This window comes from Allobosea sp. FW305-C-101, assembly GCF_058783685.1.
In genome coordinates, this window is the sequence record NZ_JBYSYT010000001.1 from 82,228 (window position 1) to 104,591 (window position 22,364).

Sequence of the window (22,364 nt, forward strand, 5' to 3'; positions counted from 1 at the left end):
GAGGTCCAGGCGCGGGGGCGCGCTCAGCCTTTCATCATGTTGATGTCTTCCACCGCGATCGTGCCGCGGTTGCGGAAGTAGACGACGAGAATGGCGAGGCCGATCGCGGCCTCAGCCGCCGCCACCGTGAGCACGAGCAGCGCGAAGACCTGGCCGACGATGTCATTCAGGAAGCTCGAGAAGGCTACGAAGTTCAGGTTGACCGAGAGCAGGATGAGCTCGACCGACATCAGGATGACGATGATGTTCTTGCGGTTGACGAAGATGCCGAGCACGCCAAGCGTGAACAGGATGGCGCTGACGGCGAGATAATGGCCCAGTCCGATCGTCATCACGCCATCTCCTCGGGAACCCCGGCGCGCGAAGGCACCTGCTTGACCGCCATCGCCGCGTCCTTGGTGCGGGCGTTCTGGGTCGGGACGTGCTGGCGCTTGATGCCGGGACGGTCGCGCAGCGTCAGCACGATCGCGCCGATCATGGCGACGAGCAGCACGAGGCCGGCCGCCTGGAAGTAATAGACATACTGGGTGTAGAGCACGCGGCCGAGCGCCTCGGTGTTCGAGATGCCCGCCGGGATCGCGGCGACCGGCGCCTTGACGATCTGCGGATCGATGACCCAGGCGCCGACGACCAGCAGCAGCTCGACGGCGAAGATGAAGCCGATCAGCGCGCCGATCGGCAGGTAGTTCAGGAAGCCCTGGCGGAACTCGGCGAAATCGACGTCGAGCATCATCACCACGAAGAGGAAGAGCACCGCGACCGCGCCGACATAGACGACGACCAGCAGCATCGCGAGGAACTCGGCGCCAAGCAGCATGAACAATCCGGCCGCGTTGACGAAGGCCAGGATGAGGTAAAGCACCGAATGCACGGGATTGCGCGAGGTCACCACCATGAAGGCGGATGCCACGGTCACCCCTGCGAAGAGATAGAAGAAAGCCGCTGCGGCATTCATCTCGGCCAGCCCTTCCCGCCCCTTTTCGGCGCGGTCCTCGTTTGGTTCGTGCTCCGGGACTCAAAGACCCCGAGCAATTTGGAGCGTCTATAATCAGGCCCGCCGGGCGGGACAACCGCGCGGCGGGTCTGGTCTCGTTCTAGGAGCGTCATTCTCGGGCGGAGCGAAGCGCAGACCCGAGAATCTCCGGCAAGAGATGCTCGGGTCAAGCCCGAGCATGACGGCCTCATCAACTACCGATAGGGCGCGTCCATCGCGATGTTGCGCGCGATCTCGCGTTCCCAGCGCGCGCCGTTCGCGAGCAGCTTGTCCTTGTCGTAGAACAGCTCCTCGCGGGTCTCGGTCGCGAACTCGAAATTCGGCCCCTCGACGATGGCATCGACCGGGCAGGCTTCCTGGCAGAAACCGCAGTAGATGCACTTGGTCATGTCGATGTCGTAACGTGTCGTGCGGCGCGTGCCGTCGTTGCGGCGCGGGCCGGCCTCGATGGTGATGGCCTGCGCCGGGCAGATCGCCTCGCAGAGCTTGCACGCGATGCAGCGCTCCTCGCCGTTCGGATAGCGGCGCAAGGCATGCTCGCCACGGAAGCGCGGCGAGAGCTGGCCCTTCTCGAACGGGTAGTTCAGCGTCGCCTTCGGCTTGAAGAAATAGCGCATCGACAGGCCGATAGCCCCGACGAACTCCTTCAGCAGCAGGCCCCTTGCGGCTTGCGCGAGTGACATCGCCTTCGTCCTTTACATCCTCAGCCGAACAACGCCCGGCCGATCACGAAACCCAGGATCGGCATCAAGCCGATCGTCATCACAACCAGCACCGCTCGCAGGATGCGGATACGGCGCTCGTAATCGTCTTTCTCCGCCTGCGTCTGCGAGCGATCCGTGCGCCGGAGCGCCCCAATCACCACGGCCGACATCAGCCGGTATTCCAGCAGGCCGAGCCCGAAGCCGATCAGGGCACCGAGCGGGCCGGCCCAACTCATCCCGCGACCGGGCCCCAGCCGGTCAACTGCAGCACCAGCGCCACGATCACCACGCAAGCGAGCGAGAGCGGCAGGAAGACCTTCCAGCCCAGGCGCATCAGCTGGTCGTAGCGGTAGCGCGGCACGAAGGCCTTCACCAGCGCGAACATGAAGAACACGAAGCAAACCTTGAGCGCGAACCAGAACACGCCCGGCAGCCAGGTGAAGGGCGGCAGCGCGACCGGGGGAGCCCAGCCACCGAGGAACAGGATCGTGGTCAGCGAGCACATGGTCATGATCGCCACGTATTCGCCGAGCATGAACAGCAGGTACGGGGTCGAGGAATACTCGACCATGAAGCCCGCCACGAGCTCCGACTCGGCTTCAGCCAGATCGAAGGGCGGCCGGTTCGTCTCGGCCAGCGCCGAGATGAAGAAGACCACGAACATCGGGAAAAGCGGGATGAAATACCAGTTCAGGATCGAGAGCCACGGCACGCCCAGAGCATGCGCCAGACCGCGGTTCTGCTGCGCCTCAACCACGGCCGAGAGGTTCAGCGAACCGACGCAGAGCAGCACGGTGATGATGACGAAGCCGATCGAGACCTCATAGGACACCATCTGCGCCGCCGAGCGGAGCGCGCTCATGAACGGGTATTTCGAGTTCGAAGCCCAGCCGGCCATGATGATGCCGTAGACGCCGAGCGAGGAGATCGCGAGGATGTAGAGCACGCCGACATTGATGTCGGCGATCGCCCAGCCTTCCGCCACCGGGATCACTGCCCAGGCGCCGAGCGCCAAGAGGCAGGAGATGAAGGGCGCCAGCAGGAAGATGCCCTTGTTGGCGCCGGACGGGATGATCGGCTCCTTGAGCGCGAACTTGATCAGGTCCGCGAAGCTCTGGAACAGGCCCCAGGGTCCGACCACGTTCGGGCCGCGGCGAAGCTGCACCGCCGCCCAGACCTTGCGGTCGGCCAGCAGGATGTAAGCGATGAAGACCAGCAGGCAGACCAGCAGCAGCAGGCTCTTGCCGAGGATGATCGCGATATCGAGGACGAGGTCCCAGTTCATGGCCGCTTACTCCGCCGCCTGCTGATGCCGGCCGGAGGCCAGCGCCGAGCATTCCGCCATGATGGCGGAGGCACGCGCGATCGGGTTGGTCTGATAGAAATCGGCGACGACGGGCGCGAAGCCCGCCTTGTCGGTCTTGCCGCCGAGCCCGGCAAGCTTGCCGATCTCCGAGGCGTCGTTGGCCGGCAGGTCGTCGAGCGCCGCGAAATGCGGATGCGCCTCATAGAGCGCCTTGCGCAGGCCGGACAGCGAGTCGAAGGGCAGCGTCTTGCCCAGCGTCGCCGAGAGCGCGCGCAGGATCGCCCAGTCCTCGCGGGCATCGCCCGGCGGGAAGGTGGCGCGGTCGCCCATCTGCACACGGCCTTCCGTGTTCACATAGGTGCCGGACTTCTCGGTATAGGCCGCGCCGGGCAGGATGACGTCGGCGCGATGGGCGCCCTTGTCGCCATGCGTGCCCTGGTAGACGACGAACGCGCCTTCCGGCACGTCGATCTCGTCGGCGCCGAGCAGGAAGAGCAGGTCGAGCGCACCCGGCTTGACCATCGCGGCGGCATCGAGACCACCCTCGCCCGGCACGAAGCCGAGATCGAGCGCGCCGACGCGGGCGGCGGCGGTGTGGATCACGCCGAAGCCGTTCCAGCCTTCGGTGACGGCGCCGAGCGCCTGCGCCGCCTTGGCGGCGAGCGAGAGCACAGCCTCGCCGTCAGTGCGAGCAAGAGCGCCCTGCCCAACCAGCACCATCGGCTTGCCGCCGGCGGCCTGGGCCGACTTCACGACCTCGGCCAGCGTCTCCGGGCCGGCGCCGAGATAATCATAGGTGTAGGTGAGGTCGGCCTTCTCGCCGATGACGGAGACCTTGAGATCGCCACGCAGCCAGCGCTTGCGGATGCGGGCGTTCAGGATCGGCGCCTCGCGGCGCGGGTTCGAGCCGATGATCAGCAGCGAAGTCGCATCCTCGATGCCGGCGATGCCGGCGTTGAGGACATAAGCCGCACGGCCGAATTTCGGATGCAGCTTGGTGCCATCCTGACGGGCGTCGAGATTGGCGGAGCCGAGCGAGGCGATCAGGCTCTTCAGCGCGAACATGTCCTCGACCGCGGCGAGATCGCCGGCGATGGCGCCGATCTTCTCAGGCCCGGCGGCCTTCACCTTGGCGGCGATGGCGGCGAAAGCCTCGTTCCAGCTCGCGGGACGGAGACGGCCGTTCTCGCGGATATAGGGCCGGTCGAGACGCTGGGTCTTGAGGCCGTCGGCGACATGGCGGGTCTTGTCGGAGATCCACTCCTCGTTCACCGCCTCGTTGAGACGGGGCAGGATGCGCATCACTTCCTTGCCGCGCGAGTCGACGCGGATGGCCGAGCCGACGGCGTCCATCACGTCGATGCTCTCGGTCTTGGAGAGCTCCCAGGGACGGGCCTTGTTCTGGTAGGGCTTCGAGGTCAGCGCGCCGACCGGGCAGAGATCGACGACATTGCTCTGGAGCTCCGACGACATCGCCTGCTCGAGATAGGTCGTGATCTCCATGTCCTCGCCACGGCCGATGGCGCCGAGATCGGAGGCGCCGGCAACCTCGGTGGTGAAGCGGACGCAGCGCGTGCACTGGATGCAGCGCGTCATCGTCGTCTTGACCAGCGGGCCGATGTACTTGTCCTCGACCGCGCGCTTGTTCTCGGCATAGCGCGAGGTATCCGCACCATAGGCCATCGCCTGGTCCTGCAGATCGCATTCGCCGCCCTGGTCGCAGATCGGGCAATCGAGCGGATGGTTGATGAGCAGGAACTCCATCACCCCTTCGCGGGCCTTCTTGACCATCGGCGACTTGGTCAGGACGACCGGCGGCTCGCCGTTCGGGCCGGCGCGCAGGTCGCGCACGCCGATGGCGCAGGAGGCCTGCGGCTTCGGCGGGCCACCCTTCACCTCGACGAGGCACATGCGGCAGTTGCCGGCGATCGAGAGGCGCTCGTGGAAGCAGAAGCGCGGCACTTCGACACCCGCAGCCTCGCAGGCCTGGAGCACCGTGTACTCGGCGGGTACGTCGACCTCAATACCGTCGATGAGGAGTTTCGTCATGGTCTCACTCCGCCGCCATCAGGCGCACAGGCTCGCTGTGCGGGTTGGCGGCATAGTCGTCGATGCGCTGCTCGATCTCGTGACGGAAATGCGCGATCAGGCCCTGGATCGGCCAGGCAGCGGCGTCGCCGAGCGCGCAGATGGTGTGGCCTTCGATCTGCTTGGTGACGTCGAGCAGCATGTCGATCTCGCGCTTCTGGGCGCGGCCCTCAGCCATGCGCTCCATGACGCGCCACATCCAGCCCGTGCCCTCGCGGCAGGGCGTGCACTGGCCGCAGCTCTCGTGCTTGTAGAAATGGCTGATGCGGGCAATGGCGCGGACGATGTCGGTCGACTTGTCCATCACAATCACCGCCGCCGTGCCGAGGCCAGAACGCAGCTTCGAGAGCGAATCGAAATCCATCGGCGTGTCGATGATCTGCTCGGCCGGGACCATGCGCACCGAGGAGCCGCCGGGGATGACCGCCTTGAGATTGTCCCAGCCGCCGCGGATGCCGCCGCAATGCTTGTCGATCAATTCACGGAACGGAATGCCCATCGCCTCTTCGACGTTGCAGGGCTTGTTCACATGGCCCGAGACGCAGAAGAGCTTGGTGCCGACATTGTTCGGCGTGCCGAGCGAGGAGAACCAGGCCGCGCCGCGGCGCAGGATGGTCGGGGCGACCGCGATCGACTCGACGTTGTTCACCGTGGTCGGGCAGCCATAGAGGCCCATATTGGCCGGGAATGGCGGCTTCAGCCGCGGCATGCCCTTCTTGCCCTCGAGGCTCTCCAGCAGCGCCGTCTCTTCGCCGCAGATATAGGCGCCGGCGCCGTGATGCACATAAAGATCAAAGGGATAGCCGTGGACGTTGTCCTTGCCGATCAACTTGGCCGCATAGGCCTCGTCAACGGCGCGCTGCAGCGCCTCGCGCTCCCGGACATATTCGCCGCGGATATAGATATAGGCCGCATGCGCGCCCATCGCGAAGGAGGCGATCAGGCAGCCCTCGACCAGCGTATGCGGGTCGTTGCGCATGATCTCGCGATCCTTGCAGGTACCCGGCTCCGACTCGTCGGCATTGACGACAAGATAATGCGGGCGCCCGTCGCTCTGCTTGGGCATGAACGACCATTTCAGCCCGGTTGGGAAGCCGGCGCCGCCACGGCCGCGCAGGCCGGACTTCTTCATCTCGTCGATGATCCAGTCCCGGCCCTGCTCCAGGATGAACTTGGTGCCATCCCAGGCACCGCGCTGGATCGCACCCTTCAGGGTACGGTCATGCAGGCCGTAGAGATTGGTGAAGATGCGATCGCGATCTGCGAGCATGTCCTAGTGCCTCACTCTGCCGGCTTGTCGCCAAGCTTCGACTCCGGGCGCCAGCCCGTCGCAAGCTTCTTCGACTGAGCAATCCAGTCGTCACGCAGCGCCCGGCCCTTGAAGCCGGTCAGCCGCGCATCGACCCAGGCGAGCTCCGCCGGTGTCCATTTGGCGATCTGGTCGTAATGCCAGACCCCCATCTCGTTGAGCATCTTGCCGAGCTTCGGCCCGACGCCCCAGATCAGTTCGAGATCGTCGCCCTTGCCGCCGCGCGCAGCGCTGAGCAGTTCGGGCTTGCTCTCGGCAGCAGCAGCCGGCGCCGGCTCGGCCTTCCCCGCAGAAGGAGCGGCAGGCTTGGCAGCCTCGGCGACGTCCTTCTTCTCGACCTTGCCATTGGCGGCCGGAGTATCCTTGGCCGCATTGGACGGCTGAGCCGGGGCCGAGGGCTGCGGACGGCCGGCTGCGGCCGTCTCGGTGGCGGGCTTCTCGGCGACGGCGGCCGGGGTCGCCTCGGCCTTCCTGGCTTCGGCTTCGGCTGCCTTCTTGGCTTCCGCCTCGGCGGCGGCCTTGGCGGCGGCGGCCTCAGTCGCGGCCTTGCGCTGCTCGGCGATGCGCTTCTGCCAATCGCCGGCGCCGATCATCGAGCCGTCATAGAGGGCCTTGTCGGTCAGCGTCTGCGGGCCGCCTTCCGGCTCCGAGCCGGTGCGGCCGTTCTGCGGGCCGGGCTTGGTGGCGCGGCCGTTGCGGAGATCGTCGAGGAGCTGGCGGAAATTCGCCGGCGTCAGATCCTCGTAATAGTCGACATTGATCTGTGCCATCGGCGCGTTGCAGCAGGCGCCGAGGCATTCGACTTCGAGCCAGGAGAGCTTGCCGTCGGCGGTCACGGTCGATTGCGGCCCGATCACGTCCTCGCAAACCTTCTTCAGCGCTTCCGCGCCGCGGAGCGCGCAGGGCGTCGTGCCGCAGAGCTGGACGAAATACTCGCCGACCGGCTGCAGGTTGAACATGGTGTAGAAGGTCGCGACCTCCAGCACCCGCATCGGCGCCATGCCGAGACGCTTGGCGACGGTCTCGATCACGGCGCGCGAGACCCAGCCCTCCTGCTCCTGCGCCTTCCACAGAAGCGGGATGACGGCGGACGCCTGGCGGCCTTCCGGATACTTGGCGATCTGCTGGTCGATCCAGTTCTCGTTCGCCGCGGTGAAGGCGAAGGAGGAGGGCTGGACCGGATCAGGGGCGAGACGACGGACGGACATCAGATTACCCTAAGTGTCATCTATTGATCAGCGCGGCCGCGAGAAGCGGCCATGAACTTCGAAAAAGTCGTCCATAAAGCCACTGCAACACCATAAAGGGGCGCGTAGCTAAAAGCCGATCGAACGACACCTCCATAAAAGTTCGAAACAGACGACGATTTGCCTTGAAGCAAATCTTCGCCCCACATCGCGACTGGAAGAAAAACACTCATAGCCAAGAAAAATAACACGCTAGAGCCGACGAACTGGCCCGCAAAATAGCGATATGGACTGACATCCATCCAATCCAATGCCGATTTCGGCCATATGCGTCGGGCAAGTCCTTGCCTCACCGATCGACCTCCCCGAACACGATGTCGAGGGAGCCGAGGATCGCGGAGACGTCGGCGAGCATGTGCTTGCGGCACATGAAATCCATAGCCTGGAGATGGGCGAAGCCCGGGGCCTTGATCTTGCAGCGATAGGGCTTGTTGGTGCCGTCGGAGACCAGATAGACGCCGAACTCGCCCTTCGGCGCCTCGACCGCTGCATAGACCTCACCGGCCGGCACCTTGTAGCCCTCGGTATAGAGCTTGAAATGGTGGATCAGCGCTTCCATCGAGCGCTTCATCTCGCCGCGCTTGGGCGGCACCATCTTGCCGTCGAGCGAGGAGACCGGACCGCCGCCATCAGGCGCCAGCAGCTTGTCGCAGCACTGCTTCATGATGCGCACCGACTGGCGCATCTCTTCCATGCGGATGTGGTAGCGGTCGAAGCAGTCGCCGTTCTTGCCGACGGGGATGTCGAATTCCATCTCCTCGTAGCACTCGTAGGGCTGCGACTTGCGCAGGTCCCACGGCGCGCCTGAGCCGCGCACCATCACGCCCGAGAAGCCCCATTTCCAGCAGGTTTCGAGATCGACCACGCCGATATCGACGTTGCGCTGCTTGAAGATGCGGTTGTCGCTGAGCAGGCCTTCGAGGTCGTCGCAGACCTTGAGGAACGGATCACACCATTCGGCGATGTCGTGGATCAGCGAGACCGGAATGTCCTGGTGCACGCCGCCGGGACGCACATAGGCCGCGTGCATGCGCGCGCCGCAGGCCCGCTCATAGAAGATCATCAGCTTCTCGCGCTCCTCGAAACCCCAGAGCGGAGGCGTCAGCGCGCCGACGTCCATCGCCTGCGTGGTGACGTTCAGCAGATGCGAGAGGATGCGGCCGATCTCGGAATAGAGCACGCGGATGAGCTGGCCGCGGCGCGGCACGGTCACGCCGACGAGGCGCTCGACCGCGAGCGCATAGGCATGCTCCTGGTTCATAGGCGCGACATAGTCGAGCCGGTCGAAATAGGGCACGGCCTGGAGATAGGTCTTGGCCTCGATCAGCTTTTCGGTGCCGCGGTGCAGCAGGCCGATATGCGGATCGACACGCTCGACGATCTCGCCATCGAGCTCCAGCACCAGGCGCAACACGCCGTGCGCCGCCGGGTGCTGCGGCCCGAAATTGATCGAGAAGTTGCGGATATTGTGCTCGGTCATGCTCAGTCCGCCTGTTTTTCGGCGAATTCGGCGATCACCTGCGCGCCGGTCTTGCGGCGCCGCTCGCCCGCAAAGGCGTAGAGGGCAGGCTTCTCGTCGATGAAGATCTCTTCGGCGAAGGTGAAGGACGATTGATCGTCGAGGCTCTGGAAGGCCACCGCGACATGGCCGTCACCGCCTTCGCGCAGGCGCCAGAACAGGCTCGTGCCGCAGGTCTTGCAGAAGACCCGCTCGGCCCAGTCGGAGGACGGGTAGACGCCGAGCGCCTGCTCATCCGCAACCGACACATCGGTGCAGGGCACCGCCATGAAGACGCCGCCGCTCCATTTCCGGCACATGCCGCAATGGCAGACATCCATCTCGGCCTTCTCTGGCATGGCGGTGAAGCGCACCGCGCCGCAGAGACAGCCGCCGGACTGGGTTTGGAGGCCCACCGCCATCGATCAGGCTCCCTTCGCCTTCTCGTCGCCCGGCAGCACGTAATCCGTGCCTTCCCAGGGCGAGAGGAAATCGAAGTTGCGGAATTCCTGGTTGAGCTTCACCGGCTCGTAGACGACGCGCTTCTGCTCGTCGTCGTAGCGGACCTCGACGAAGCCGGTCAGCGGGAAGTCCTTGCGCAGCGGATAACCCTCGAAGCCGTAGTCGGTGAGGATGCGGCGCAGGTCCGGGTGGCCGGAGAACAGGATGCCGTAGAAGTCGTAGGCCTCGCGCTCGAACCAGTTCGCCGCCGGGAAGACCTCGATCACGGAGGGGACGGGTGTCGCCTCGTCGGTCTGCACCTTCACGCGGATGCGGCGGTTATGGTGCGGCGCCAGCATATGATAGACGACGTCGAAGCGCTTCTCGCGGCCGGGATAGTCGGCACCGGCGAGGTCGGTGAAGTTCACGAAGCGGAAGCGCGGATCACTGTAGAGCGTGCGCAGAACCGTGACGATCGAAGCCGCCTCGGCATGGATCGTGAGCTCCTCGAAGGCGACGACGGCCTCCGTCACCGCGCCGGGCAGCGCGGCCTTGATCTCTTCGCCGAGTTGTACGAGCGCTTCGCTCATCGTCTCACCTTCATCGCCTGCAGCATCGACCGACGGAGCGCTCAGCGCTCGATCGTGCCGGTGCGGCGGATCTTCTTCTGCAGCAGCAGGACGCCGTAAAGCAGCGCCTCGGCCGTCGGCGGGCAGCCCGGGACATAGATGTCGATCGGGACGATGCGGTCGCAGCCGCGCACCACCGAGTAGCTGTAGTGGTAGTAGCCGCCGCCATTGGCGCAGGAGCCCATCGAGATGACGTAGCGCGGCTCCGGCATCTGGTCGTAGACCTTGCGCAAAGCCGGGGCCATCTTGTTGGTCAGCGTGCCCGCGACGATCATCACGTCAGACTGGCGCGGTGAGGCGCGCGGCGCGAAACCGAAGCGCTCGACATCGTAGCGCGGCATCGAGAGTTGCATCATCTCGACGGCGCAGCACGCAAGACCGAAGGTCATCCACATCAGCGAGCCCGTGCGGGCCCAGTTGATCAGGTCGTCGGTCGCGGTGACGAGGAAGCCCTTGTCGGCGAGCTCATTGTTGATCTCGACGAAAAACGGGTCACGCGCCCCCAACGGCTTGCCGTCGGGACCGAGCAAACCCCTCGGCGCCTGCGCGACGAGCGGATCACCACGATCGATCGCTGTGACTGCCATGACCTATTCCTCGTGAACCTTTGCCTGCCGGATCGAATGCGAAACGCCGCCTCGCAACCCGACAGTCAGTCCCACTCCAGCGCGCCCTTGCGCCACTCGTAGATGAAACCCACGGTGAGCACGCCGAGAAAGACCATCATCGACCAGAAACCATACCAGCCGAGCCCGCCGAAGGCGACGGCCCAGGGAAACAGGAACGCGACCTCGAGATCGAAGATGATGAAGAGAATCGCGACCAGATAGAAGCGGACGTCGAACTTCATGCGGGCATCGTCGAAGGCGTTGAAGCCGCACTCGTAAGCCGAGAGCTTTTCCGCATCCGGCTTGGAATAGGCGATCGCGAAGGGCGCGATCAGCAGGGCCAGGCCGATCACCGCCGAGACGCCGATGAACAGCACCAGCGGCAGGTAGTCGCTCAGGATGGAAGGCACCGTGGCAGCTTGCATGGTCGAACTCATTTCAGGCGGCCGTGGCGCGGCTCGCTGTCCCAGTCGCTTAGACCCTCGATTAGAATGAAGCAAGACTCCGCCGCGCCGCACAATCGCCGCATCCGGGTTGAACCCAGCGCAGATTGCGGCAAAATCCGGCCACGTCTCGCCGCAGCCCTGCCATGCATCGGCGAAAAATCGACAAAACCGCGTGCTTTCGGCATGCGGCAGCGGCAGCAATCCGTTCACCGTGCCGAATCGTTGCCGGCTGCGCGAGCGCTTTATCCCGAAAGGCCTTCGATGTTTCGTGATCCCCGCCCCGCTCGCCAGCCATTCTTGTGTGGGCGCCCGGCCGCGCAATGAGCCCGGCCCGCCTCCCGCGCGTGCTGGCCATGCCGGCGCTCGCCCTGCTGCTCTCGACGACCGCGATCTGCGCCCAGGAGGGCGAGCCGATGCGCGCGCCGCTGCCGCCGCAGCGCCCGTTCGACCTCGACCTGGAAGGCACGCCCAAGCTGCCGCCGATCGTGGTGCCGCCGCCGACGCCGCGCGCCTCTGCTCCGGATACGCCGGTGCCGGCCTCCTCGCAGGCGACGCCTGCTGCGACCCCGGCTCCGGAAACCCCGGCCGCCGAGGCCACTCCGCCCCAACCTGGCGAGCCGGATGACGACGAGGGCGTTGAATGGCCGAAGCTGACGCCCGGCCAGAAGGCCGGCGCCGAGCCCGATTTCGATCCGAACGAGAAGCCGGAGCGGCCGGGCATCTCGACGGACCCCGGCACCTCGATCGCCTGCCTGCCGCAGGAGCTGAAACAGATTCTCGGCAAGATCTCCGACAAATACGGGGCGGTGAAGGTGACCTCGACCTGGCGGCCGCCTTGGCGTGCCCGACGCGGCTCCTATCACAAGGGCTGCCAGGCGATGGATTTCCGCGTCCCCGGCGTCAGGCCGCGCCTGGTGCTGGAATGGGTGCGCGCCCTGCCCGAGGTTGGCGGCAACCATGTCTACTGGAACGGCCTGATCCATATCGATACCGGGCCGCGCCGACCCTGGTGACCGTGAGCCGCGCGGGCTTTGCCAGCGCCGCCCGCAGCAGCCTGCTCTTTCCTTGGTCATCAAAAAACAGGCTTGACTGTTTGTAAATTGAGTCGCACCGTTTCCCCATCGTCAAGGGGAGCGAGGTCGGGATGAGCGGTACCGGCAAGCGGCGATCGCAGAAGGAGCGCAGCGCGGAGACATCCGCGCGGCTGATGAACGCGACCATCGACCTGCTGCACGACCAGGGGCTGGCCCGAACCACGACCCCGGAAATCGCGCGCATGGCCGGCGTGTCCCGCGGTGCGCTGACCCATCATTTCGCCAGCCGCGAGGCCATCATCACCGCCTCGGTCGCCGACCTGCTCGGCAAGTCGACCCGCGACCTGCACCGCTTCGCCGAGGATTTCGTCGAACGTGGCGGCTCCAGCGACGAGATCGTCGACTACATCTGGCGGATGATGGACGACCGACTGTTCTACGTGACCATGGAATATCTGCCGGAAGCCCGCCATAACCCGGCTTTCCGCGCTGACCTGATCCCGCTGGTCAAGGAATTCCATGCCGGGCTCGACGCGATCTGGACCGCGCTTGCGGCCCGCGCCTGCACTGATCCCGACCATACCCGCACGGTGATGAACGCGACGATGTGCCTGTTCCGGGGCATGATCAGCCAGACCGTGCTGCGCCCCAACGACCCCGCCTATTACGAAGGGATGCAGCGCTTCTGGAAGCAGCAGGTGCGCCAGCATTTCCCGATGAAACCAGCCGCCGTGCCCGGCGCGCGCAAGACGGCGACGGCATGACGGCTGCACTGACCATCCAAGGGCTGAAGCTCGGCTTCTACGGCGTGCAGGTGCTGCGCGGCGTCGATTTCGCGGTGCCGCAGGGCTCCTTCACCGGCCTGATCGGCCCGAACGGCGCCGGCAAATCGACCCTGTTCAATGCGGTCTCCGGGCTCTACCGACCGCAAGCCGGTTCCGTCAGGCTCGGCGCGACCGAGACGGCCGGGATGCCGCCCGAGAAGCTCGTCGCGGCGGGGCTGGTGCGCTCCTTCCAGCTTGCGCGCGGCTTTCCCAAGCTCAGCGTCTTCCAGCACCTGATGCTCTACGGCGCCGACCAACCGGGCGAGGGCCTGCTGGCCGGATTGATCGGCACGGGCGGGGCCAAACGGCGCGAGGCGGAATTGTCCGAGCGCGCCTTCGGCATCGCCCGAAGGTTGAAGCTCGACCATGTGCTCGACAATCCCGTCACCGCCCTCTCCGGCGGCCAGAAGAAGCTGGTCGAGATCGGCCGCGCGCTGATGGCCGAGCCGAAGCTGCTGCTGCTCGACGAGCCGATGGCGGGCGTCAATCCAAGCCTGACCGAGCAGATCGCCGAACACCTCGTCGCGCTCAACCGCGACGGGCTGACGATCTGCCTGATCGAGCACGACATGGGGCTGATCAGGAAGCTCTGCGCGCCCGTCATCGTCATGGCCGAGGGCAAGACGCTGACCCAAGGCACGTTCGACGAGGTCGCCACTGACACCCGCGTGCAGGAAGCCTATCTCGGGAGGCGTCATTGAGCGCGGCACAGGGCGAATTGCTCGCCGTCGACGGCGTCGTCGCCGGCTATGGCGCGGCCGAGCAGATCCTGAAGGGCACCTCGCTCAGGGTCGCGCCCGGCGAGATCGTCTCGATCATTGGCCCCAACGGCGCCGGCAAGTCGACATTGCTCAAAACCATCGCGGGCCTCGTCCAGGCGCGCGACGGCACGATCCGGCTCAAGGGCGGCGACGTCACCCGCGAGAGCGCGCTCGGCCGGGCCAAAGCCGGCATCGGCTTCGTGCCGCAGGAGCGCAATGTCTTCGGCGCGATGACGGTCGCCGAGAATCTCGAGATCAGCGGCTTTCAGGAGCCGGGCAAGGTCGGAGAGCGAGCTGAGCAAATGTATGCGCGCTACCCGATGCTGGCCGAGAAGCGCAAGGCGCTGGCGCGCACGCTATCGGGCGGCCAGCGCCAAATCCTCGCCATGGCCATGGGGCTGATGAACGCCCCTGCCCTGCTCCTGCTCGACGAGCCGACGGCCGGGCTCTCGCCCAAGGCCGCCGACGAGTTGTTCGACGCCATCGTCGCGCTCAACAAGGGCGGCCTGCCGATCCTGATGGTCGAGCAGCACGCGCTTGAAGCGCTGCAGATCTCGACGCGCGGCTATGTGCTGGTTTCCGGCCGCAACAGCCGCGAGGGGGCGGGGCCTGCGCTCGCCACCGACCCCGAAATCCGCCGCCTCTTCCTCGGCGGCTAGGACGACGACAAGACAGCAAACCAACAAGACAATAGGGGAACAGCATGACCGAGTTCACGACCGACCGCCGCACGCTTCTGGCAGGCGCCGCCGCGCTTGCCGGCCTCTCCGCCCTGCCCGGCCGCGCGCTCGCCCAGGGCGCTCCGATAAGAATCGGTACGCTGACGCCGCTCACCGGCGCCGGCGGCCCCTATGGCCCTGTCATGGTCAAGGCGGTGAAGGCTGTGATCGACGAGGTCAATGCCGCCGGCGGCGTGCTCGGCCGCAAGGTCGAGCTGATCTCGGAAGACGACCAGACCAACCCGGAAGCCGGCGTGCGCGCCGCCCGCAAGCTGATCGATGTCGACAAGGTCTCGGCCATCCTCGGCACATGGTCGTCGGCGGTTACCACGGCCGTGGCGCCGCTGTGCTGGGAATCGCAGACCTTCCTCGCGACCGTCTCCGGCGCCGATTCGATCACGCAGCTGCCGCATCAGGGCTACCTGATCCGCACTCAGCCGAACACGACGCTGCAGGGCCGCAAGTTCGGCGAGTTCTGCGTCGCCGAGAAGGCTAAGCGCGTCTTCTTCCTCTCCCCGCAGACGCCCTTCGCCAAGAGCCAGTTCGACAACATCACCGAGGCCGTGAAGAAGGCAGGCGGCGAGACCGGTTCGCTTATCTATGACGACAAGAAGCCGGCCTATCGCAGCGAGATCGACGAGGTGCTGCGCTTCAAGCCCGACGCGATCATCTTCGGCGGCTACACGCCCGATACCGCCGTCATGCTCAAGGACGCCTATCGCGCCGGCTACGGCGGCCTGAAGGTCGCCTTCGGTTATGCGGTCAACCAGAAGCTGGTCGAGAGCGTGCCGGCCGAGGTGGTCGACAAGACCTTCACCATCGCGCCCTCGCCGGCCGAAGGCTCGAAGGCCTATGCAAGGCTGGTCAAGATGATCGGCGTCGCCTCGCCCGATCCCTACACCACTCAGGTCTACGACCAGATCAACCTGATCCTGATGGCGATCGCCATCGCCGGCGACACCTCGGGCACCGCGATCAAGGATGCGGTCCGCAAGGTCAGCCAGGCGCAGGGCGGCGCCAAGGTCGACAACGCCATCGACGGGCTCAAGGCGATCGCCGCCAAGCAGCCGGTCGACTATGACGGCGCCAGCGGCCCCTGCGACTTCACCGAGACCGGCGACATCGCCGATTGCCAGTTCCGCTACGAGCAGGTCCAGGGCGGCAAGCTGACGCTGGTGAAGATCGCGTGAGCCAGTTGTTGCAGGCGCTCGTCAACGGGGTGATGAGCGGGACGCTGATCGCCGTCCCGGCCATCGGCTTCTCCGCCATCTTCGCGGTGCTGCGATATCCGAACTTCGCCATCGCGGCATACGCGACCATCGGCGCCTTCGCGGCCTGGTGGGCGAATGTCGCGATGGGGTTGCCGGTGCCGGCCGCGCTCCTCGTCGCCTTCGCGGTGACGGGGATCGTCGGCGTGGTCGCGGAAGAGACCTCGCTGAAGCGCCTGCGCAATAACGGCGCGCTGATCGTGGCCATCGCCTCGATCGCGCTCAACCTCGTGCTGGAGAACATCGTCCGCTTCATCTTCGGCAACGAGATGCGCGGCTACGACCTGCCGATCGCGCGCGACATGCGCTTCGGCGACCTGCGTATCGGCCCGCAGCAGCTCCAGAGCCTGCTGCTCGCCGTCGCGATCATGGCGGCGATGTTCCTGTTCCTGCGCTATACCCGCTTCGGCAAGGCGATGCGCGCCGTCGCCGACAATCCCGACCTCGCCCGGCTCAAGGGCATCGACCCCGCCAAGATCGCGATCGTCACGCTGTTTTTGGGTGCCGGGCTGACCGGCGTCGGGGGGGTGTTGATCGGCCTCGACACCTCGATCGATCCGCTCACCGGCTATCGCGTGCTGCTCTCGGTCTTCGCCGCCGCCGTGCTCGGCGGGCTCGGCTCGATCCCCGGCGCGGTTGCCGGTGCACTGATGCTGGGGATCGCCGAGGAGCTGGCACTGCTCGTCGTGCCCGCGACCTATCGAACCGGCGTCGGCTTCGTCGCGATCCTGCTGATGCTCACCTTCCGGCCGCGCGGCCTTCTCGGGGAAAGGGCCGCCTGATGCTGTCCTATCTGATCTTCACCCTGACGCTCTGCGCGATCTACGGCTTGCTCGCACTCAGCCTGAACCTGATCTGGGGCAGCGCCGGCCTCGTCAATCTCGGCCTCGCCGGCTTCTTCGCGGTCGGTGCCTATGCCTCGGCGCTGGCGACAGGTGCCGGCGCGCCGGTCCTGATCGGCTGGGGCGCCGCACTCGTCGTCGGTGCCGCGGTCGGGCTCGTCGTCACCTTCGCGACACTGCGCCTGCGCGACGACTATCTCGCCATCGTCACGCTCGGCTTCGCCGAAGTCATCCGCCTCGTGGCGCTGAACGAGCGCTGGCTGACCAACGGCTCGGACGGCATCTCCGGCATCAAGGCGCCGCTCAAGGCCGAGCTCGGCACGCAGAACTTCGCGTATTTCTATCTCGGCCTCGCGACGCTGGTGCTGGTCATCGTCTGGGCGCTACTGCGCCGGCTCGACGCCTCGCCCTATGGAAGGGCGCTCAAGGCGATCCGCGAGGACCAGCAGCTCGCGTCTTTCGCCGGCAAGCCGGTGCTGCGCTTCAAGCTCCAGGCCTTCGCGCTCTCGGCCGCGATCGCGGCGCTGGCGGGCGCGCTCTACGCCCATTTCCAGTCCTATGTCTCGCCCGACCATTTCCAGCCACTGATCACGATCTACATCTTCCTCGCGGTCACGGCCGGCGGGGTCGGGCGCCCGAGCGGGGCCGTGCTCGGCGCCTATCTCGTCGTGATCTTCCTGGAGGCGACGCGCTTCGTCACCGAATGGGTGCCGGGCCTGCAGCCGGTCCAGCTCGCCGCCACGCGCGAGATGCTGATCGGCATAGCCCTCATCCTCGTCCTGCATCTCAAGCCGCAAGGCATCCTGCCCGAGCGCATCCCAAAGGCGCCTGTCCCTCCGACCACCGCCTAACCCGAAGGCCTGCCCATGTCCGACGATCTCTCCACCCTCTCCGCCCTCATCAAGGAGCCCGGCCAGCCCGACACGGTGTTCAAGGCTTTCGAGGAGATCACCCACCGCCTCGTCGGCCATGAATTATTCACGCTGCTCTATGTCGACGGGCAGGAGGTCGCGCGCATCTATTCCAACCGGCCGGACGAGTACCCGGTCTCCGGCCGCAAGACGATGGGCCCGACGCCCTGGGGCAAGCATGTGCTCGACGGCCGCCAGCCCTATCTCGGCAAGGACAAGGCCGGCATCCGATGGGCCTTCTTCGATCATGAATTGATCGAGAGCATGGGGCTCGGCTCCGTCATCAACATCCCCGCGATCTATGACGGCAAGGTGGTCGGCACGATCAACCTGCTCGCGCCCGAGCATCACTATCGCGAGGAGCATGTCGCGCCGGTCGAGCGGCTCGCGCCGCTGCTGGTGCCGGCCTTCCTCGCCGCGCGCGCTGCCAACAAAGCCGCCTGATCCCGTTTACCCGACGCATCCTGACCGAAGGAACATGCAAGTGGCTTCCACCCTCTTCACCAATGCCCGCATCGTCGACGGCTCGGCGCCGGAAGCGGGCGCGCCCGTCAGCGTCCTCGTCGAGGGCGGCACCATCCGCGAAGTCGGCAAGGCCGTGACCTCGGCCAAGGCCAAGGTCATCGACCTCAAGGGCAAGACGCTGATGCCCGGCCTGATCGACGCCCATGTCCATGTCGTCGCCGGTGTCGCCGATCTCGGCGCGAATGCCCGCCTGCCGGATTCGCTGGTCACCGCCCGCTCCTTCGGCATCATGCGGGCGATGCTGATGCGCGGCTTCACCACGGTGCGCGATGTCGGCGGCGCCGATTTCGGCCTGAAGCAGGCGACGGAGGAAGGCGATTTCCCGACGCCGCGCCTCGTCATCTCCGGCAAGGCGCTGAGCCAGACCGGCGGCCATGCCGATTTCCGCGGCCGCTATGACGACCGCCCGAGCGTGATCGAGCGCCATCGCCTTGGCGCGCTCGGCCGCATCTGCGACGGCGTCGACAATGTGCGCCGTGCCGCGCGCGAGGAGCTCAAGGGCGGCGCCGACTTCATCAAGATCATGGCCAATGGCGGCTGCGCCTCACCGACCGACCCGATCCATTTCCTCGGCTTCTCGGTGAGCGAGCTGGAGGCCGTGGTCGAGGAAGCCCGGATGGCCGGCACCTATGTCTCGGCCCATGTCTACACGGACGATGCCATCCGCCGCTGCGTCGAGGCCGGCGTGCATTCGCTGGAGCATTGCAACCTGATCAAGGCCGAGACGGCAAAGCTCGCCGCTTCGAAGGGCGCCGTCGCCGTGCCGACGCTGGTGACCTATGACAAGCTGGTCTCTGACGGGCCGAAGCTCGGCTTCCCGCCGGATTCGGTCGCCAAGGTCGATGTCGTGCGCTCGGCCGGCATGGAATCGCTCGCGATCATGAAGAAGGCCGGCCTGACCATGGCCTATGGCAGCGACCTGCTCGGCGAGATGCACAAGTATCAGTCGGAGGAGTTCGTAATCCGCGGCCGCGCGCTGCCGGCGCATGAGGTCATCGCCTCGGCGACCCATGTCGCGGCCAGGCTCCTGAAGATGGAAGGCCTGATCGGCACGGTCTCGGCCGGCGCCCATGCCGACCTGATCGTCGTCGATGGCGACCCGCTGAAGGACCTCTCGCTGTTGACCCGCCAGGGCCGGCATATCCCGCTGATCATGAAGGGCGGCGCCTTCATGAAGCGCGCCAGCCTGAACTGATCATCGGAAGCCGGCGGGGATATCCTCGCCGGCTTCAATCCTCGTAGGGGCTGTGCTCGCGGATCAGCGCCGCATTGTGCTCGCGGAAGGCCTCGACGAATTCGCGGGCGATGCGCGAGAGCGGCCGCGGCGCCGGCTGGAACATCGCATACCGATAGGACAGGCGCGGCGCGAAGGGCCGCGCGACCAGCCCGACCTTCCGGAAATGCAGGCTGGTGACGACGTCGACGATGGTCACGCCGACGCCCTCCATCACCAAGGCGCAGGCCGTGCCGAAGAACTCGACATGCACCGCCATGCGCAGCCGCGCCGATTGCTCGGCGAAGGCGCGCTCGATCGCCTCATGCAGGAAATGGTCGGCATAGAGCGAGATGAAGGGCGCATCATCGAGATGGACCGGCGTGATGACCGGCTCGGCCGCCAGCGGATGATCGGCCGGCAGCATGCAGACGCAAGGCACCTCGATCGTCTCGATGATCGAGGCCGGGCTCTCGATCGGATGCTCGGCGAAGCCGATATCGAAGGCCTCGATCCGGCCGAGATCGCGCACGGTCGGCGATGAGCGGGTGATGAAGCGCACCGTGCCGTCCGGCCAGCGCGTCAAGAGACGGGCGATGATCGGCGGCAAGGCATAGGTGGCGAGGCCGGGCTGGCTTGCCAGCGAGAGCGTTCCTGAGCGCAGCCCCTTGAGGTCGCGCGCGACCTGCCGGGTGCGTTCGAGCACGCCGAGCGTGCGCCGCGCCTCCTCGTAGAACAGCATCGCCTCGGGCGTGACCTGCAGCCTGCCCTTCTTCCGCTCGAACAGTGAGACGCCAAGCTCGTCCTCCAGCCGCGTGATCAGGTTGCTGATCGCCGGCTGCGACTTCGCCAGCAGGGTTGCAGCAGCGCTCATCGAGCCGGTCTCGATGACGGCGCGAAAGGCTTCCAGATGCCGCGTGTCCAAGCTCTGTTTCGCTCAAAAGATATAACTCAGATTTATACCTTTTATCTCATTTCGTTTTTGACGTAAGCCGCGAAAACGGGACCATGGACCCAAGCCTGAAAGGCATGGGGAATGGGACCGCATCGGTGAAAGACTCGCTTGTCCTCGACAAGGTTGGTAAGCGCTATGGCGATTTCGTCGCGCTCGAACCGACCGATCTGACGATCAAGGCCGGCGAGTTCATCACGCTGCTCGGCCCTTCCGGCTCGGGCAAGACGACGATCCTGATGAGCATCGCCGGCTTCGTCGCGCCCAGCAGCGGGCGCATGCTGCTCGACGGCCGCGACGTGACCGGGCTGCCGCCGGAGCGGCGCAATTTCGGCGTGGTCTTCCAGGGCTATGCGCTGTTCCCGCATCTCACCGTCTACGACAACGTCGCCTTCCCCTTGAGGGCGCGCGGCGTCACCGGCGACGCCGCCCGGCCGAAGATCATGGCCGCGCTGGAGATGGCCAAACTCCAGGCCTTCGCCCATCGCTATCCCCGCCAGTTGTCGGGCGGGCAGCAGCAGCGCGTCGCGCTTGCCCGCTCGCTCGTCTTCGCGCCGGAATTGCTGCTGCTCGACGAGCCGCTGAGCGCGCTCGACAAGGCCTTGCGCAAGGAATTCCAGACCGAGTTCCGCTCGATCCACCGCGAGGTCGGCTCGACCTTCATCTATGTCACGCATGATCAGGAGGAGGCGCTGACGATGTCGGACCGCATCGTCATCCTCGATCGCGGCCGCATTCTCCAGATCGCCCCGCCGGCCGAGCTCTACGAGCGGCCGGCCACCGAGTTCGTCGCGGGCTTCCTCGGCAAGAGCAATTTCCTGCGCGGCAAGGTCGCCGCGACCAGCGGCGGGCAGGTCGAGATCCATATGCCCGGCTTTGCCGCGACGGCTAACGGGAACGGCATCGCGGCGCAGGCAGGACAAGCGGCCGTCGCCGCGCTCCGGCCGGAGAAGGTCAGGCTGACGGCGCCTGTGCCTGGAACGGCTGCAGCGCCTTGTCAGGTCACCGGCCACGTTGCCGATATCACCTACCTAGGCTCGTCGATCGAGGTCGAGGTCAGGCTGGCAGATGGCGAGACGCTGCTGGCGACGGTTCCGGCCGGGCAGCGCAGCTTCGCGGAGGGCGAGGAGATCGTCGCCTCCTGGGCGCAGGATGCCGCGATCCTCGTGCGCGGCAACGAGGCCTCGCCGTGAGCGCGGCGGCCGCCACCAGCACCCGTGGAAGCGAGCGGCTCTACTGGCTGATGCTGCTGGCGCCTTGCGCCTTCCTGGCGCTGTTCTACCTCGTGCCGGTGCTCAACGTGCTGGTGCTGAGCTTCACCGTGCCGAAGCCCGGTGTCGCGAACTATGCCGAACTGGTCAATAACGGCGCCGTGCAGCGCGTGCTCTGGACGACGCTCAGGATCGGGGCGATCACCACGGTTCTCGCATTGGGGATCGGCTATGTCGTCGCCTATGCCTTGCTGCAATGCGGGCCGCGCGAGCGCCAGATCCTGCTTGGCATCGTGGTGGCGAGCTTCTGGATCAGCGCGCTGATCCGCGCCTTCGCCTGGGTCGCGCTGCTGCAGTCGAAGGGGGTGGTCAATTCGATCCTGATGTCGACCGGGCTGATCGAGAGCCCGCTCAGCCTCGTGCGCAACGAGCTCGGCGTGATCATCGGCATGGTCCACTACATGCTGCCCTATGCGATCCTGCCGCTCTATACGAGCCTGCGCGGCATCGACGACCGGCTGGTGCCGGCGGCGCGGGCGCTCGGCGCGACGCCGGGGCAGGCCTTCCGCTGGGTCTTCCTGCCGCTCAGCCTGCCCGGCCTGATCGGCGCGGGCGTGATCGTGATGATCTTCTCGCTCGGCTTCTACATCACCCCGGCCATCCTCGGCGGCGGACGCACGATCATGGTGGCCGAATTCATCAGCGTGCAGATCTCCGAGACGCTGCGCTGGGGGCTGGCGGCGATGCTGGCGACCGTGCTGCTCGGTGCCGTGCTGCTGCTCGTGATGTGGCTCAGCCGCTTCATGGATGTCGAACAGGCGCTGAGGAAATAGC

Annotated in this window: 25 protein-coding genes; 11 read left to right on the forward strand and 14 right to left on the reverse strand. The window is 66.1% G+C overall.

What is annotated here, in order from left to right; all coding sequences use genetic code 11:
- Positions 1-23: 23 nt before the first annotated feature.
- The 13 genes from nuoK to AC3WMA_RS00455 form a co-directional block, all read right to left on the reverse strand.
- Entirely contained in the window at positions 24-332 is a 309-nt protein-coding gene (nuoK, locus tag AC3WMA_RS00395) for an NADH-quinone oxidoreductase subunit NuoK (protein ID WP_336812933.1), read from the reverse strand.
- Positions 332-955 (reverse strand): NADH-quinone oxidoreductase subunit J, encoded by a 624-nt coding sequence (locus AC3WMA_RS00400; RefSeq protein ID WP_047575213.1) that lies wholly within the window; start codon positions 953-955, stop codon positions 332-334. Before AC3WMA_RS00400 ends, nuoK begins: the two co-directional genes overlap by 1 nt.
- A gap of 233 nt (positions 956-1,188) precedes the next feature.
- Entirely contained in the window at positions 1,189-1,677 is a 489-nt protein-coding gene (gene nuoI / locus AC3WMA_RS00405) for an NADH-quinone oxidoreductase subunit NuoI (RefSeq protein ID WP_038367698.1), read from the reverse strand.
- 20 nt (positions 1,678-1,697) lie between these two features.
- Positions 1,698-1,934 (reverse strand): hypothetical protein, encoded by a 237-nt coding sequence (locus tag AC3WMA_RS00410; protein ID WP_492283448.1) that lies wholly within the window; start codon positions 1,932-1,934, stop codon positions 1,698-1,700.
- Complete coding sequence (gene nuoH, locus AC3WMA_RS00415; RefSeq protein WP_454032797.1) at positions 1,931-2,983, reverse strand: NADH-quinone oxidoreductase subunit NuoH; 1,053 nt, start codon at positions 2,981-2,983, stop codon at positions 1,931-1,933. The genes AC3WMA_RS00410 and nuoH overlap by 4 nt, the downstream gene beginning before the upstream one ends.
- A gap of 6 nt (positions 2,984-2,989) precedes the next feature.
- Positions 2,990-5,053, reverse strand: a complete 2,064-nt coding sequence (nuoG, locus tag AC3WMA_RS00420) for an NADH-quinone oxidoreductase subunit NuoG (RefSeq protein WP_492283449.1) — start codon at positions 5,051-5,053, stop codon at positions 2,990-2,992.
- Positions 5,054-5,057: 4 nt separating this feature from the next.
- Positions 5,058-6,362, reverse strand: coding sequence for an NADH-quinone oxidoreductase subunit NuoF (gene nuoF / locus AC3WMA_RS00425; protein WP_492283450.1), 1,305 nt, complete (start codon positions 6,360-6,362; stop codon positions 5,058-5,060).
- Between the two features lie 11 nt (positions 6,363-6,373).
- On the reverse strand, positions 6,374-7,609 hold the full coding sequence (nuoE, locus tag AC3WMA_RS00430; protein ID WP_492283451.1) for an NADH-quinone oxidoreductase subunit NuoE: 1,236 nt from the start codon (positions 7,607-7,609) through the stop codon (positions 6,374-6,376).
- A gap of 328 nt (positions 7,610-7,937) precedes the next feature.
- Positions 7,938-9,128, reverse strand: a complete 1,191-nt coding sequence (locus tag AC3WMA_RS00435; RefSeq protein WP_199092713.1) for an NADH-quinone oxidoreductase subunit D — start codon at positions 9,126-9,128, stop codon at positions 7,938-7,940.
- Between the two features lie 2 nt (positions 9,129-9,130).
- Positions 9,131-9,568, reverse strand: a complete 438-nt coding sequence (locus tag AC3WMA_RS00440; protein WP_492283452.1) for a GFA family protein — start codon at positions 9,566-9,568, stop codon at positions 9,131-9,133.
- 3 nt (positions 9,569-9,571) lie between these two features.
- Entirely contained in the window at positions 9,572-10,177 is a 606-nt protein-coding gene (locus AC3WMA_RS00445) for an NADH-quinone oxidoreductase subunit C (protein ID WP_492283453.1), read from the reverse strand.
- Between the two features lie 41 nt (positions 10,178-10,218).
- The gene (locus AC3WMA_RS00450) at positions 10,219-10,803 is read right to left on the reverse strand and encodes a NuoB/complex I 20 kDa subunit family protein (protein WP_173046135.1); all 585 of its coding nucleotides are present in this window, start codon (positions 10,801-10,803) and stop codon (positions 10,219-10,221) included.
- A gap of 65 nt (positions 10,804-10,868) precedes the next feature.
- On the reverse strand, positions 10,869-11,249 hold the full coding sequence (locus AC3WMA_RS00455; RefSeq protein ID WP_374678812.1) for an NADH-quinone oxidoreductase subunit A: 381 nt from the start codon (positions 11,247-11,249) through the stop codon (positions 10,869-10,871).
- Between the two features lie 341 nt (positions 11,250-11,590).
- Between AC3WMA_RS00455 and AC3WMA_RS00460 the strand changes: the two genes are divergently transcribed.
- The 9 genes from AC3WMA_RS00460 to AC3WMA_RS00500 all read left to right on the forward strand — a co-directional run bounded on the left by AC3WMA_RS00460 (position 11,591) and on the right by AC3WMA_RS00500 (position 19,349).
- Positions 11,591-12,283 carry a YcbK family protein gene (locus tag AC3WMA_RS00460; protein ID WP_492283454.1) on the forward strand — a complete coding sequence of 231 codons (693 nt, stop codon included), beginning with the start codon at positions 11,591-11,593 and terminating at the stop codon, positions 12,281-12,283.
- A 131-nt stretch (positions 12,284-12,414) separates the two neighbouring features.
- Positions 12,415-13,068, forward strand: coding sequence for a TetR/AcrR family transcriptional regulator (locus AC3WMA_RS00465; protein ID WP_492283455.1), 654 nt, complete (start codon positions 12,415-12,417; stop codon positions 13,066-13,068).
- On the forward strand, positions 13,065-13,829 hold the full coding sequence (locus AC3WMA_RS00470) for an ABC transporter ATP-binding protein (RefSeq protein ID WP_492283456.1): 765 nt from the start codon (positions 13,065-13,067) through the stop codon (positions 13,827-13,829). Before AC3WMA_RS00465 ends, AC3WMA_RS00470 begins: the two co-directional genes overlap by 4 nt.
- Positions 13,826-14,548, forward strand: coding sequence for an ABC transporter ATP-binding protein (locus AC3WMA_RS00475; protein ID WP_492283457.1), 723 nt, complete (start codon positions 13,826-13,828; stop codon positions 14,546-14,548). The genes AC3WMA_RS00470 and AC3WMA_RS00475 overlap by 4 nt, the downstream gene beginning before the upstream one ends.
- A gap of 44 nt (positions 14,549-14,592) precedes the next feature.
- A complete protein-coding gene (locus AC3WMA_RS00480) occupies positions 14,593-15,798 on the forward strand; it encodes an ABC transporter substrate-binding protein (RefSeq protein ID WP_492283458.1) in 1,206 nt (401 codons plus the stop codon).
- Positions 15,795-16,658, forward strand: coding sequence for a branched-chain amino acid ABC transporter permease (locus AC3WMA_RS00485; RefSeq protein WP_492283459.1), 864 nt, complete (start codon positions 15,795-15,797; stop codon positions 16,656-16,658). Before AC3WMA_RS00480 ends, AC3WMA_RS00485 begins: the two co-directional genes overlap by 4 nt.
- Positions 16,658-17,569, forward strand: coding sequence for a branched-chain amino acid ABC transporter permease (locus AC3WMA_RS00490; protein WP_492283460.1), 912 nt, complete (start codon positions 16,658-16,660; stop codon positions 17,567-17,569). The genes AC3WMA_RS00485 and AC3WMA_RS00490 overlap by 1 nt, the downstream gene beginning before the upstream one ends.
- Positions 17,570-17,584: 15 nt before the next feature.
- Positions 17,585-18,073, forward strand: coding sequence for a GAF domain-containing protein (locus tag AC3WMA_RS00495; RefSeq protein WP_492283461.1), 489 nt, complete (start codon positions 17,585-17,587; stop codon positions 18,071-18,073).
- 40 nt (positions 18,074-18,113) lie between these two features.
- Positions 18,114-19,349, forward strand: coding sequence for a metal-dependent hydrolase family protein (locus AC3WMA_RS00500; protein WP_492283462.1), 1,236 nt, complete (start codon positions 18,114-18,116; stop codon positions 19,347-19,349).
- A gap of 34 nt (positions 19,350-19,383) precedes the next feature.
- On the opposite strand, the gene AC3WMA_RS00505 is transcribed toward AC3WMA_RS00500, so the two are convergent.
- Entirely contained in the window at positions 19,384-20,292 is a 909-nt protein-coding gene (locus AC3WMA_RS00505) for a LysR substrate-binding domain-containing protein (protein WP_492283463.1), read from the reverse strand.
- A 125-nt stretch (positions 20,293-20,417) separates the two neighbouring features.
- On the opposite strand from AC3WMA_RS00505, the gene AC3WMA_RS00510 reads away from it, so the two are divergent.
- Together AC3WMA_RS00510 and AC3WMA_RS00515 are read left to right on the forward strand one after the other, a co-directional pair.
- Complete coding sequence (locus tag AC3WMA_RS00510) at positions 20,418-21,512, forward strand: ABC transporter ATP-binding protein (RefSeq protein WP_492283464.1); 1,095 nt, start codon at positions 20,418-20,420, stop codon at positions 21,510-21,512.
- Positions 21,509-22,363 carry an ABC transporter permease gene (locus AC3WMA_RS00515; protein WP_492283465.1) on the forward strand — a complete coding sequence of 285 codons (855 nt, stop codon included), beginning with the start codon at positions 21,509-21,511 and terminating at the stop codon, positions 22,361-22,363. Before AC3WMA_RS00510 ends, AC3WMA_RS00515 begins: the two co-directional genes overlap by 4 nt.
- Position 22,364 lies beyond the last annotated feature (1 nt).